This is a genomic window from Mesorhizobium sp. M0088 (genome assembly GCF_040322895.1).
Taxonomy (GTDB): Bacteria; Pseudomonadota; Alphaproteobacteria; order Rhizobiales; family Rhizobiaceae; genus Mesorhizobium.
The window spans coordinates 15,584-27,909 of the sequence record NZ_JAMYUI010000005.1 but is presented as its reverse complement, the minus strand read 5'-3'; the positions used below and the strand labels follow the sequence as shown (position 1 = coordinate 27,909).

Sequence of the window (12,326 nt, the reverse complement as noted above, 5' to 3'; positions counted from 1 at the left end):
CCGCCCCGGCCCCTACTATCCGCATGACATGCCTCTCGACACCAGCATCGGCGCCATGACGGCCCTTGTCTGGAACGCTTGATGGCACCAGCTCGCCAGGCCCGCGTTCCAAATCACCTTCGACTGCTGACCCAGGGTCGACACTAGACTCCAGCCTGTGGAGCGTAACAAAACTGACATCACCGCGACACGGCAGGTTCATGTGGCTGCGCTAGGCGAGAGCCTGACGATCAATGGTCCGGACCTGGAACCTGCCCCCATGCCAGCAAATTCCGCCACGCTCGAAATCCGCGGTGTCACCCGACGATTTGGCAAGAACACTGCCGTCAGCGACATCAACATCGCGATCCCGCATGGTCAGATGGTTGGCGTCATCGGCCGTTCGGGCGCCGGCAAATCGACGCTTCTTCGCATGATCAACCGTCTCATCGATCCCAGCCAGGGGTCGATTTTTTTTGACGGCGCCGAGGTCTCCCAGCTGCGCGGTTCGCCACTACGGCGCTGGCAGCGCGATTGCGCCATGATCTTCCAGCAGTTCAACCTGGTGCCGCGCCTCGACGTGCTGACCAATGTGCTTCTCGGCCGGCTGAACCACCGCTCCACCATGTCGAACCTGCTCGGCATCTTCTCCCGCGAGGAACGAGCCGAGGCGATAGCAGCGCTGGAGCGTCTCGATATCGCCCGCACCGCGCTGCAGGCCGCCGGCACCTTGTCGGGTGGCCAGCAGCAGCGCGTCGCCATTGCCCGCGCGTTGATGCAGCAGCCGAAGGTGATCCTCGCCGACGAGCCGATCGCGTCACTCGATCCGCTCAACGCCAAGGTGGTTATGGATTCGCTGCAGGATATCAATTTGCGCGAAGGCATCACCGTGATCACCAACCTGCACACGCTGGACACGGCCCGCACCTATTGCAACCGTATCATCGGCATGGCTGCCGGCAAGGTCGTCTTCGACGGCCCGCCGGAAGAGCTCAACCGCGAGGCCGTGCGCATGGTCTACGGCGCCGACAGCAGCGGCGGCGAAATCTCCGAGGCCATCACCTCGACCAGTGTCATCATCAAGCAAAAAATCGCCGCATCCGCCGGACCGCTTGAGCCAGCCTTTCCTGGTTACTGAGCGACCTGGATCGCCAGCCCGCGTCAAGGGCATCATATCCCAACGCAGCCGGCGCGATGCCGGGACCAACAGGAGAGAGAAGAGATGTTTAGAAAGATACTTTTCGGTGCCGTTTCCATCATGGCCATGGCGATGGGCTCGGTCCAGGCACAGGATCTGAAGGAATTCCGCGTCGGCATTCTGGGCGGCGAGAACGAAGCCGACCGTCTGCGCAACTACCAGTGCTTCGCCGACCACATCAAGCAAGTCCTCGGCGTCGAGAAAGTTTCGCTGTTCCCGGCCGCCGACTACGACGGCGTCATCCAGGGTCTGCTCGGCGGCACGCTCGACTATGCCGAACTCGGCGCTTCCGCCTACGCCAAGGTCTACCTCGAGAACAAGGACGCGGTTCAGCCGATCCTGACGACGGTCCAGACCGACGGTTCGACCGGCTACCATTCGGTTATGGTCGCCCGTGCGGATTCCGGCATCAAGACACTCGCTGACATGAAGGGCAAGAAACTCGGTTTCGCCGATCCCGATTCGACTTCCGGCTACCTGGTCCCGGTCACCTCGCTGCCCAAAGACATCGGCATGGATGTGAAGAGCTATTTCGCGTCGACCGGTTTCGGCGGCGGCCATGAACAGCTTGTCCTTGAAGTTCTGAAGGGCACCTTCGATGCCGGCACCACCTGGGCCTCCGGCGTCGGCGACTTCAAGGATGGCTACAGCTCCGGCAATCTGCGCAAGATGGTCGACAAGGGTGTCCTCAAGATGGACGACCTCGTAGAGTTGTGGCAGTCCCCCTTGATCCCGAACGGCCCGCTGGTCATACGCACCTCGCTCGACGCCGACACCAAGCAGAAGATCACCGATTTCCTGACCAAGCTTCCGCAGACCGACCCGGCCTGTTTCGCGGCGGTGCAAGGCGGCGACTTCAAGAGCTATTCGCCGGTCACCCCGGAATTCTATCAGGCGATCATCGACGCTCGTAAGGCGAAGATCGGCTCGTAAGCCAAAAGGCACGACGCCGCCGGGGCCAAAGTGCCGCCGGCGGCGTTGCCGCGTCACGGGCTGGGGAACTATCGATGAGTGCGACCGAAATTTACCGCGCGCCTGCGCTCTCCACGGAAGGAGCGTTAGCCGAGCGGCACTGGCGCGACCTCGCCGCTCGCCGGCGCCTCTACACGATCGGAGGCCTGGTTTTCCTGTTACTTGCGCTCTCGGGCTCGCTCTGGTTCGCCAATGAAACCAACGCCGGAAAGTTCTTCGACCGCCTTCCCCACATCGCCGACTTTTTCGTCGAATTGAAGCCGCGCGACTGGTTCGACCCGGTGCGCGCGCTGTTCGACCTGCCGTCGCCCTATGACGATGGCAGCCTCAAATTCGACTATCCCGAAGGCCGGGTCTACCTGACCCAAGGCATCTACATTCCGGAGTATTTCTACCGGATGATCGAGACCCTGAACATTGCGCTGTTTTCGACCCTGGTCGGCTCCACCTTCGGTTTCCTGCTCTGCTTCCTGGCTGCAAGCAACGTGACGGCCAGCCGCTGGCTCCGCTTCACCACGCGCCGCTTCCTCGAAATTGTCCGCGCCTTTCCGGAAATCGTCATTGCCGGCTTTTTTCTGGCGATCTTCTCGCTTGGGCCCATTCCAGCGATCCTCGCGGTCAGCATCCACACCGTCGGCGCGCTCGGAAAAATGTTCTACGAAGTGGTCGAGAACGCCGACATGAAGCCTGACGAAGGCTTGCGGGCCGTTGGCGCCAACTGGGTCGAACGGGTGTGGTTCGGCATGGTGCCTCAGGTTCTGCCCAACTTCATGAGCTATTTCCTGCTCCGCTTCGAGATCAATGTGCGCGCTTCGACCATTCTCGGTGCCGTCGGCGCCGGCGGCATCGGCGAATCCCTGCGTCTTTCGATCAGCCGGGGCCATGAGGCCAAGACCATAGCCATCGTGTTTCTGCTGTTCTGCACGATTGTCGCCGTTGACCAGTTTTCGGCATGGCTGAGACAACGTCTCGTCGGCAGGCAGGCGTTCGCATACGGGCGCGGAGAGTAACGCAATGAACGCCGACGCCATCAACGACATCGCCGCTCGCTATCCCGATGCGTTTCAGCGGCCTTTATGGAAGCGCTATGCCGCCCCGTTCGGCATCCTTCTATGCATCCTCTACACCTTTTACTGCTCGTGGTTCTTCTCGATCGGCATCGTTCTCGGAAAGGCGAACTGGAACCTGGCCGGCGCTTATCTCGCCGACTGGGTGTCTTACGAAATCCGCCCGGACATCGAATTCAAGGACGGCTATCTGACCATCGACTACTCTCGTTTCTCCAAACTGGGATCCAATCCAAATCCCGACTGGGTTATCAAGCAGATTGCCGAGGTCGAGCGGCGGGTCGACGCCGCACCGGCACCGGCGACCGCGACCGACAAGTCGTCGCAGGGTTCGTTCATGGCGGCTGGCGCGCCAACGGCCGAGAATCCGGCCCCCTCGCCAGACAAACCAGTTCCGGCCGCGCCCAAAACGGTGCGCGAAAAGGCCGTGGTGGCGGCGACCGTCGTCCTTGGCAGCGGCCAGATTGCCATTGCGCCAAATCTTGTCACGGTGACGCGCGGCGCCGAAAGCGTCGTCTTCGACATTGCCAAGGACAGGTCTGTCACGCCGCGCACACCGCTGCCTGACTGGATAGAGCAACGCAAGCCAGGTTCGACAGCCTATGTCTCGTTCGGATTTTTGGGCCGCGCTGAAGTGCAAAATGACGAGGTGATCGCCTGGAGGCGGTTTTTTGGTTGGGCGAATTTTGTGTTTGACACGAATTCGCCATTCTGGGGAAAATCGTTTGGCGAGGTCGCTTCATTGATCGTCTCCGGAGAACGCATCGATCCGTCGAGGTCAAACGCAGCGCTTGCCTGGGACAACATCCTCTACAATGCCGAGTGGCAACACGGCGACGTGTGGCTGAAGCTTCTGCAAACCATCGTCATGGCTTTTGTCGGCACAGTGTTGGCCTCGGTCGTCGCCTTTCCGCTCGCCTTCCTGGCTGCGCGCAACATCACGCCGAACTGGTTGACCAACCAGGCGACAAAACGCTTCTTCGACTTCCTGCGGTCTGTCGACATGCTGATCTGGGCGCTGTTCTTCACCCGCGGCTTTGGTCCGGGGCCGCTGGCCGGCATGTCGGCGATCTTCTTCACCGATACCGGAACCCTGGGCAAGCTCTATTCCGAGGCGCTGGAAAACATCGACGACAAGCAGCGCGAAGGCATCCGCTCGGTGGGCGCCACACCAACAATGGTGCAACGCTACGGCGTGCTGCCTCAGGTTCTGCCAGTGTTCCTTAGCCAATCCCTCTATTTCTGGGAATCGAACACCCGCTCGGCGACAATCATCGGCGCCGTCGGTGCCGGCGGCATCGGTCTGAAATTATGGGAAGCCATGCGCACCGGCACCAACTGGGCCAATGTTTTCTACATGGTGCTGTTGATCCTGATTGTCGTTTTTGTCTTCGACAATATCTCCAACTATCTCCGCCGCAAACTGATGGGGACCGTCGGAAACGGCAACGACGAGCGCGCGCGGGGCGCCTCCGCCCGCCTGCTGCCGGCGGCTTAGACCACGATCCTGAATCGAAGGTCGACGAAGCAAAGGTGGTACCGGTTTTGCTTCGCCGACCTTCGGCTCGCGTCTCAGGCGCCGGCCCTCTTCCACCCGTTCCTGATATGCTTATACCCATCCCGATAAACCGCTTCAGGGCTCTCGGAAAAATCGCGCCACACCTTGGTCGCCGCCGCCAAATCCTTGAGCGAACGGCCGAACGCCTCGATCGTCAGCCAGTCGTCATAGCCGCTCTTGCGGATGGCGGAAAACGTTTCGGTCCAGGGAATGTTGCCGCGCCCCGGCACGCCGCGGTCATTCTCCGAAATATGGATATGCACGACATTCCTGCGGTGTTTCGTGTAGGCGCCGATCGGGTCGGCCTCCTCGATATTGGCGTGGAAGGTGTCGTACATCGCCTTGATGTGCGGCCGGTCGATGGCGTCGATATGCTCCGACAAATCCGCCATCGTGTTGAGGAGATAGCATTCGAAGCGGTTGAGCGCCTCGAGGCCGATGGTGACGCCCTTGTTGCCGGCATGGTCGCCGATCGCGCGTTGCGAGGCGACCGAGCGCTTCTTCTCGGCAGAGGTCGGTCCGGAGCCGGAAAACGACCCGAGCGTCGAATGCAGCGGACCGCTCAGTGTGCTGGCGCCAAGTGCCTGCGCGCAGTCGATCGCCCATTTCATATAGTCGACACCGGCCTTGCGCGTCGCCGCGTCGGCCGAGATCAAATTCATCGCCGGATCGCCCATGGCCGAAACCGAGGTCCGCTCCAGTCCGATGCGGTCGAGCAGATCGCCGAGTTTTTTATAATCGTCCGGCGCGCCGGCGAAGATCGGTATCTCGACGCCATCGAAGCCCGTTGCCTTGATGTCGCGCAACAGCGGCTCGTGTTTCTTCGACACGGCCGTCGTCCATAAGAACATGCACATGCCGATTTTCATCGACGCCCCTCCCCTTGAATCCCCCGGACCGCCTCTATTTCAGAGCTTCGTCCACGCCCCATTCTTCTTCGACGACTTCACGCAGGCCTCGATGAAGGCCATGCCTTCTACGCCGTCCTGGATGGTCGGGAAGACGACATCCTTGGGCGGCTTGCCACCCTTGCGGCGCGCTGCCCGGATCGCCCGCGCGGCCTCCTGGTAGATGTTGGCGAAACCTTCGAGATAGCCCTCCGGATGGCCCGACGGCACGCGGCTGACACGGCCCGCCACCGGCAGCGCGCCGGCGCCGTTGCGGGTGATCAATTGCTTCGGCTGGCCGAACGGCGTGTACCAGAGATAGTTCGGGTCGGCCTGCACCCATTCCAGCCCACCCTTGGAGCCATAGATGCGCAGCTTCAGCCCGTTCTCGTGGCCGGGCGCCACCTGGCTTGCCCAGATCATGCCCTTGGCCGGATGCGTCTTGCCGATAGGCTTGAAGCGCAGCATGACGTTGACGTTGTCATCGAGAAGCCGGCCCGGCACGAAGGCGTCGAGATCGGCCGACAGGGAGTCCAGTTCCAGCCCCGAGACGAAGCGGGCGAGGTTGTAGGCATGCGTGCCGATATCGCCCAGCGCGCCGCCGGCGCCTGCCTGCTTGGGGTCGGAGCGCCACGCCGCCTGCTTCTGGCCTGTCGCGGCCAAATCCTCAGTCAGCCAGTCCTGCGGATATTCGGACTGCACGATGCGGATGTCGCCGAGCACGCCCTTGGCGACCATTTCGCGTGCTTGCCGGATCATCGGATAGGCGGTGTAGTTGTGCGTCAGCACGAACACCTTCCCGGTCTTCTCGACGATCGCCGCAAGCTTTTTCGCCTCGGCCAGCGTCGTCGCCAGCGGCTTGTCGCAGATGACGTGGATGCCGGCCTCGAGGAAAGCTTTTGCCGCCGGCACATGGACATTGTTGGGCGTGACGATGGCCACTGCCTCGATGCCGTCGGGGCGCTTCGCCTCGGCCTTGGCCATCTCGGCATAGGATGCATAGCTGCGTGCGGGGTCGAGCCCCAGTTCGGCGGCCGAGGCCTTGGCACGGGCCGGGTCGGCTGACAAAGCACCGGCAACCAGCACGAAATCATTGTCCAGCCGCGCCGCGATCCGGTGCACCGCGCCGATGAACGCGCCTTGCCCGCCGCCGACCATGCCGTAGCGGATCGGGCCGCCTCCCGTTTCCGACTTCGATGCGCCGACCATATCTTGCTCCTCGCTGTTGCTCACCTCCCCCTTGAGGGGAGGTCGATCCGCGCAGCGGATCGGGTGGGGTCGTTGAGGCAGAGCTCGGCATGAACCGACCCCTCCCGGCCCTTCGGGCCACCCTCCCCTCGAGGGGGAGGGGAAACCGCGCTAGATGCCCATCATGGCGCGCAGCATCTTCTTGTCGGTGGTGCCGGCGGCGAAGTCGTCGAATGCCTTTTCGGTCACCCGGATGATATGGTGCTCGATGAAAGGCGCGCCTTCGGCCGCACCATCCTCCGGATGCTTCAGGCAGCACTCCCACTCCAGTACCGCCCAGGAATCATAATTGTACTGCGTCAGCTTGGAAAAGATGCCGCCGAAATCCACCTGTCCATCGCCCAGCGAACGGAAGCGCCCGGCGCGGTTGGTCCAGCTCTGGTAGCCGGAATAGACGCCTTGCCGGCCGGTCGGGTTGAACTCGGCGTCCTTGACGTGAAACGCCTTGATGCGCTCGTGATAGATGTCGATGAATTCTAGATAGTCGAGCTGCTGCAGCAGGAAGTGCGACGGATCGTAGTTGATATTGCAGCGCTTGTGGCCGCCGACCGCGTCGAGGAACATCTCGAAAGTGGCGCCGTCGAACACGTCCTCAGAGGGGTGAATTTCATAGCCGACATCGACGCCGTTGTCCTCGTAGACGTCGAGGATCGGCTTCCAGCGTTTGCCGAGCTCGCCAAACGCTTCCTCAATGAGTCCAGCCGGTCGCTGCGGGAACGGATAGAGGTAAGGGAAAGCCAGCGAGCCGGTAAACGACACTGAAGCATTCAGGCCCAGATTGCGCGATGCTTTAGCGCCGAACTTCATCTGCTCGACAGCCCACTCCTGCCGGGCTGCGGGATTGTTGTGCACCGACGGCGGCGCAAAGCCATCCATCTGCGCGTCATAGGCTGGATGAACCGCGACCAACTGCCCCTGCAGATGCGTCGACAGTTCGGTGATCTCGACGCCGGCGTCAGCGCAGATGCCCTTCACCTCATCGCAATAGGCCTTGGAAGAAGCCGCCTTCTTGAGGTCGAACAGCCGCGCGTCCCAGGTCGGGATCTGCACGCCCTTGTAGCCGAGACCGGCCGCCCATTTGGTGATCGACGCCAGTGAGTTGAACGGCGCGGCGTCGCCCGCGAACTGCGCCAGAAACAGCCCAGGGCCCTTCATTGTCGTCGGCATCGCATCCTCTCTCATTTCTCTCTCGACCGAGCATAGCGCCGATTGGAAGCAGGGCCAGCCACTTTGGTCTTTTCTCAACGGGTGCTTGCACGCACCGCCATTCTGGTATTACCAAATGTGGAAATTTGGTCAAGCCGCGCAATGCGCCATCAAGACCCCAAAATCACCTGTTGCAGGCCTATATATCTCAATATAATCAAGGAAATAATCCATAGAGAAAGTTGCACCCCAGCGCTTCTTGCCGATCTGGAGAATTTGCTGTAGACCTCGCCTCAGGCCCAATTGGTCGAACCAGTTTGCGAAAAAAGGCTGGGAACGCCTTGGGGAGGAACCTTTGTGTCGCCTTTTGGCGATGCATGTCGCAGGCGAACCATAGAGACGATTTGGGAAGGACAGACCATGCATCTTTCGACGCACAACTGGATGCGCGCGGAACCCTTGGAGACGACGCTCAAGCGCATCAAGAAATTCGGCTATGAGTCGATCGAGATTTCCGGCGAGCCCGAGCAGTACAAGACCAAGGAGACCCGGGCGCTGCTGAAGGAGCATGGTATTCGCTGCTGGGGCGCGGTGACCCTGATGCTGGGCGAGCGCAATCTTGCCGCCAGGAACCAGGGCCAGCGCGAGCGTTCCGTTCAGTATGTCAAGGACGTGCTGACCATGGTCAGCGAACTCGATGGCGAGATCATCACGCTGGTTCCGGCCACCGTCGGCAAGGTCGTGCCTGACGGGACCGAAGAAGAGGAATGGAAGTGGGTCGTCGACGCCACCCGTGAATGCTTCACCCACGCCAAGAAGGTCGGCGTCAAGATCGCTGTCGAACCCCTCAACCGCTTCGAGACCTATCTGTTCAATCGCGGCGCCCAGGCACTGGCGCTGGCTGACGCGGTCAGCCCCGAATGCGGCGTGTGCCTCGACGCTTACCACATCCACATGGAAGAATTTAACGTCCATGACGCGATCCGGCAGGTCGGAAAGCGCCTGTTCGACTTCCACGTCGCCGACAACAACCGGTTTGCCGCCGGCCTCGGCCAGATCGACTGGCCGAAGATCGTCGCCACCTTGCGCGAGATCGGCTACGACGGCGCGCTGACCAATGAGTTCGTCGCGCCCGTCGACCGGACGCCGGCAGCCCCCTATCCCGACATGGTCGAGCGCAATCCGGTCGACATCTCGCCCGAGCAGCTGAAGTTCATCCAGGACCACGGCTCCAGCGTGCTCACCGAGAAATTCTACACCGACCAGATGCGCATCAACGCCGAAACGTTATTGCCGCTGATCAAGTAGCCGACTGCCTCTGGGAAATTCGCCCTTCCGCCCTGACCGGCGGCGGGGCTGGGGAAGAATATGCGTATCAAGTCCGTCCAAGCCTGGTGGATCCGCGTTCCGATCGAAGCCGCTCGGCAGCACCGCAGCGACTTCGGTCAGGTGACGACCTTCGACGCCGCCATTCTGCGCATCGAAACCGATGACGGGCTGGTCGGCTGGGGCGAAGGCAAGAACGCCGCCGGCAGTGCCGGCAGCTACGGTGCACTCGTCCACATGCTGAACCATGAGGTCGGGCCGCAACTGATCGGTCGCGATCCGGCCGATATCGGCGTCATATGGGAGATGCTCTACAATGGCGTGCGCCACGACAGCGCCGCGCGCGGCGGCCACGCCATGCCGCAACTGGCGCGGCGCGGCATGAGCATCGCCGCCATCAGCGCCGTCGACATCGCGCTGTGGGACATTCTTGGCAAATCGCTTGGCGTTCCGGTCTGGCGGCTGCTCGGCGGCCGCAAGCTCGATCGCATGCCGGCTTACGCGTCCGGCGGCTGGGCGGCTGCCGACGCCATCGGCGAGCAGTTGAAATCCTATATCGCCAAGGGCGGTTTCAAGGCACTGAAGATGCGGGTCGGCGCCATGGACGGCGCGGCGCACATTTCCGCCACCCGCGTGCGGGCCGCACGACAGGCGCTCGGCCCCGATGTCGAACTGATGGTCGACGCGCACGGCACCTACACGGTGGCCGAAGCCAAGCGCTTCATCCATCTCGTCAACGATCTGGACCTCGCCTGGTTCGAGGAGCCTATCATCGCCGACGACAAGCCCGGCATGGCTGAAGTGCGGGCGTCAGGTGCCGTCCCGATCGCCACCGGCGAAAGCGAGGCGACACGCTATGCCTTCCGCGATCTCGCGGTGCTGAAAGCCGCCGACATTTTCCAGCCGGATCCCGCCTTCTGCGGCGGTATCAGCGAGGCGATGAAGATCGGCACCATCGCCAGCGCCTTCAATCTGCGCTTTGCACCGCATTTGTGGGCCGGCGCGCCCTGTTTTTTCGCAGGCTTGCATGTCTGCGCCGCCTCGCCGTCGAGTTTCACCGTCGAATATTCGCTCGGCGCCAACCCGATGATCCATGATCTGGTCGAAGAGACTGTCGAAGCCAGGGACGGCATGATAGCGATCCCGGAAAAACCGGGTCTGGGATTCACCATTTCGGAGCGGTTCCTGGAGGCGCACGCGCAACGCGGTTGACGATGAAAGAAAAGAACCTCCTCGCGGAACTCGCTGCCTACCTGTTCTCCCATTCGGACAAGGAGAGCGGCCGAACGCCTTCGGAACGCGAACTGGCGGAGCATTTCGCCGTCAGCCGCGGCCAGATCCGCGAGGCGCTGGCCATCCTGGAGGCCATGCGCATCGTCGAGCGCCGGGCCAAGTCCGGCATCTACATCGACACCAAGCAGGCCAGCGTGGAGGCCATGGCGCTTTTTGCGCGCGCGGGCCTGCCGCTCGACCCGATCCAGATCTACGAAACGGTCGAACTGCGCAAAATCCACGAGATCAAGGCGGCCGAACTTGCCTGTTCGCGCGCCACAGAGGAGAATTTCGAGCGGCTGCGCGAGATACTGAAAGCTTCGGAAGAGCGCATTGCCGCCGGCGAAGGGCTTGCCAGGGAAGACCGTGAATTCCACCTCGAGATCGTGCGCGCCACCAAGAACAGCGTCTTCCACAATGTCTGCAGCGTCTACTACATGATGGGCGAGCAGCGCCTGCCGATCTATTTCAACGACCCCGAGCGCAACGTGCGCTCGCATGCCGAGCATATCCAGATCTATGAGGCGCTGCTGCGCCGCGATGGCAATCTCGCCCAGGCGCTGATGAGCGCCCATCTGCAAGGGGCTGAGAGCTACTGGAAAGGCCTGATCGAGGGCCATGGCGAGGAACCTCAAAGCCCGGCGCTCGAAAAAGCTTGACCGACATGGCCCGTATCCTCACGACCCACGCCCTGCACCCGCGCGCCTCGGCCATGCTGGCCGGCGCCGGAGAACTCGTCGTCGCCTCCGCCATCGATCCGGCCACGCTGGCTGCCGAGGCGAAGGATGCTGATATCGTCATCGTGCGCGCGCCGCTGCCACCACAGCTTTTCGACGGCGCAAAGCTGCTGCGGGCGGCAATCCGTCATGGCGCCGGGCTCGACATGATCCCGATGGAAGCAGCGGCGGCGGCCGGCGTGCTGGTGGCGAATGTGCCGGCGGTCAATGCCCGCTCGGTTGCCGAGCACGTCATGTTCGCGGCGCTCGCCTTGCTGCGCAACTTCCGCGTCGTCGACCGCGACCTGCGCACCAAAGGCTGGCTCGCCGGCCGCGAGCACGCCAATTCCAGCAGCGAGCTTGCCGGCAAGACGATCGGCATCGTCGGCCTCGGCGCCGTCGGCCAGGCGGTTGGCCATATCGCCGCGCACGGCTTCGACCTGAAGGTGGTGGCAACGACGCGCAGCATGCAGCCGGCGCCTGACAAGGTCGGTTTCCTGTCGATCGACGCTCTCGTCGAGCAGAGCGACATCATCGTTCTGTGCTGCCCGCTGACGCCGGAAACGCGCGGCCTGATCAACCGTGAGCGGATCGCCCGAATGAAGCCGCATGCGCTGCTGATCAACGTGTCGCGCGGACCGGTCATCGATGACGATGCGCTGATCGAGGCGTTGCAGAAACGCCGTATCGGCGGTGCCGCGCTCGATGTTTTTGCGACACAGCCGCTGCCGTCGAACCATCCCTATTTCGGCTTCGACAATGTCATCATCACGCCGCACATGGCCGGGATCACCGAGGAATCGATGATGCGCATGGGCGTCGGCGCGGCGGGTGAAGCCTTGTTGGTGCTGGCCAACAAGCTGCCGGTCAATCTGCGCAATCCGGAGGTGGTCGATCACTATCGGCGGCGGTTTCCGGCGAACCTGTAACGCATCGCGGTTTCGCCCCAATTCTTCG

At 62.3% G+C, this 12,326-nt stretch carries 11 protein-coding genes; 8 read left to right on the top strand and 3 right to left on the bottom strand.

Annotation, left to right across the window (positions count from 1 at the left end):
- The first annotated feature begins 259 nt into the window (after window positions 1-259).
- The 4 genes from phnC (at window position 260) to phnE (NKJ67_RS07440) (ending at window position 4,714) form a co-directional block, all read left to right on the top strand.
- Complete coding sequence (phnC, locus tag NKJ67_RS07455; protein WP_127382627.1) at window positions 260-1,117, top strand: phosphonate ABC transporter ATP-binding protein; 858 nt, start codon at window positions 260-262, stop codon at window positions 1,115-1,117.
- Window positions 1,118-1,201: 84 nt separating this feature from the next.
- The gene (gene phnD, locus NKJ67_RS07450; RefSeq protein ID WP_127321054.1) at window positions 1,202-2,110 is read left to right on the top strand and encodes a phosphonate ABC transporter substrate-binding protein; all 909 of its coding nucleotides are present in this window, start codon (window positions 1,202-1,204) and stop codon (window positions 2,108-2,110) included.
- Window positions 2,111-2,184: 74 nt separating this feature from the next.
- On the top strand, window positions 2,185-3,159 hold the full coding sequence (gene phnE, locus NKJ67_RS07445) for a phosphonate ABC transporter, permease protein PhnE (protein WP_127271835.1): 975 nt from the start codon (window positions 2,185-2,187) through the stop codon (window positions 3,157-3,159).
- 4 nt (window positions 3,160-3,163) lie between these two features.
- Window positions 3,164-4,714: a phosphonate ABC transporter, permease protein PhnE gene (gene phnE, locus NKJ67_RS07440; RefSeq protein WP_127272207.1), complete on the top strand. Its 1,551-nt coding sequence runs from the start codon at window positions 3,164-3,166 to the stop codon at window positions 4,712-4,714.
- Between the two features lie 74 nt (window positions 4,715-4,788).
- Here phnE (NKJ67_RS07440) and NKJ67_RS07435 read toward each other — a convergent pair whose 3' ends face one another.
- The 3 genes from NKJ67_RS07435 to NKJ67_RS07425 form a co-directional block, all read right to left on the bottom strand.
- The gene (locus NKJ67_RS07435) at window positions 4,789-5,643 is read right to left on the bottom strand and encodes a sugar phosphate isomerase/epimerase family protein (RefSeq protein ID WP_352580940.1); all 855 of its coding nucleotides are present in this window, start codon (window positions 5,641-5,643) and stop codon (window positions 4,789-4,791) included.
- A gap of 39 nt (window positions 5,644-5,682) precedes the next feature.
- The gene (locus NKJ67_RS07430) at window positions 5,683-6,870 is read right to left on the bottom strand and encodes a Gfo/Idh/MocA family protein (protein WP_127269535.1); all 1,188 of its coding nucleotides are present in this window, start codon (window positions 6,868-6,870) and stop codon (window positions 5,683-5,685) included.
- Between the two features lie 150 nt (window positions 6,871-7,020).
- A complete protein-coding gene (locus NKJ67_RS07425; protein ID WP_127318760.1) occupies window positions 7,021-8,076 on the bottom strand; it encodes a sugar phosphate isomerase/epimerase family protein in 1,056 nt (351 codons plus the stop codon).
- Between the two features lie 399 nt (window positions 8,077-8,475).
- Here NKJ67_RS07425 and NKJ67_RS07420 point away from each other — a divergent pair, with 399 nt between their 5' ends.
- From NKJ67_RS07420 to NKJ67_RS07405, 4 genes are read left to right on the top strand one after another with little or no spacing between them, the layout of a single operon-like run.
- Window positions 8,476-9,363 carry a sugar phosphate isomerase/epimerase family protein gene (locus NKJ67_RS07420; protein ID WP_027037785.1) on the top strand — a complete coding sequence of 296 codons (888 nt, stop codon included), beginning with the start codon at window positions 8,476-8,478 and terminating at the stop codon, window positions 9,361-9,363.
- A 60-nt stretch (window positions 9,364-9,423) separates the two neighbouring features.
- The gene (locus tag NKJ67_RS07415; protein ID WP_352580939.1) at window positions 9,424-10,593 is read left to right on the top strand and encodes a mandelate racemase/muconate lactonizing enzyme family protein; all 1,170 of its coding nucleotides are present in this window, start codon (window positions 9,424-9,426) and stop codon (window positions 10,591-10,593) included.
- A 2-nt stretch (window positions 10,594-10,595) separates the two neighbouring features.
- A complete protein-coding gene (locus NKJ67_RS07410) occupies window positions 10,596-11,312 on the top strand; it encodes a FadR/GntR family transcriptional regulator (RefSeq protein WP_013529506.1) in 717 nt (238 codons plus the stop codon).
- Between the two features lie 5 nt (window positions 11,313-11,317).
- Complete coding sequence (locus NKJ67_RS07405; RefSeq protein WP_292456033.1) at window positions 11,318-12,298, top strand: hydroxyacid dehydrogenase; 981 nt, start codon at window positions 11,318-11,320, stop codon at window positions 12,296-12,298.
- The last annotated feature ends 28 nt before the right edge of the window (window positions 12,299-12,326 follow it).

What these genes read in the sequence shown, in the direction of transcription:
- phnC (WP_127382627.1), top strand. Translation starts at nt 260, where the DNA reads ATGCCAGCAAATTCCGCCACGCTCGAAATCCGCGGTGTCACCCGACGA.
- phnD (WP_127321054.1), top strand. Translation starts at nt 1,202, where the DNA reads ATGTTTAGAAAGATACTTTTCGGTGCCGTTTCCATCATGGCCATGGCG.
- phnE (WP_127271835.1), top strand. Translation starts at nt 2,185, where the DNA reads ATGAGTGCGACCGAAATTTACCGCGCGCCTGCGCTCTCCACGGAAGGA.
- phnE (WP_127272207.1), top strand. Translation starts at nt 3,164, where the DNA reads ATGAACGCCGACGCCATCAACGACATCGCCGCTCGCTATCCCGATGCG.
- NKJ67_RS07435 (WP_352580940.1), bottom strand. Translation starts at nt 5,643, where the DNA reads ATGAAAATCGGCATGTGCATGTTCTTATGGACGACGGCCGTGTCGAAG.
- NKJ67_RS07430 (WP_127269535.1), bottom strand. Translation starts at nt 6,870, where the DNA reads ATGGTCGGCGCATCGAAGTCGGAAACGGGAGGCGGCCCGATCCGCTAC.
- NKJ67_RS07425 (WP_127318760.1), bottom strand. Translation starts at nt 8,076, where the DNA reads ATGCCGACGACAATGAAGGGCCCTGGGCTGTTTCTGGCGCAGTTCGCG.
- NKJ67_RS07420 (WP_027037785.1), top strand. Translation starts at nt 8,476, where the DNA reads ATGCATCTTTCGACGCACAACTGGATGCGCGCGGAACCCTTGGAGACG.
- NKJ67_RS07415 (WP_352580939.1), top strand. Translation starts at nt 9,424, where the DNA reads ATGCGTATCAAGTCCGTCCAAGCCTGGTGGATCCGCGTTCCGATCGAA.
- NKJ67_RS07410 (WP_013529506.1), top strand. Translation starts at nt 10,596, where the DNA reads ATGAAAGAAAAGAACCTCCTCGCGGAACTCGCTGCCTACCTGTTCTCC.
- NKJ67_RS07405 (WP_292456033.1), top strand. Translation starts at nt 11,318, where the DNA reads ATGGCCCGTATCCTCACGACCCACGCCCTGCACCCGCGCGCCTCGGCC.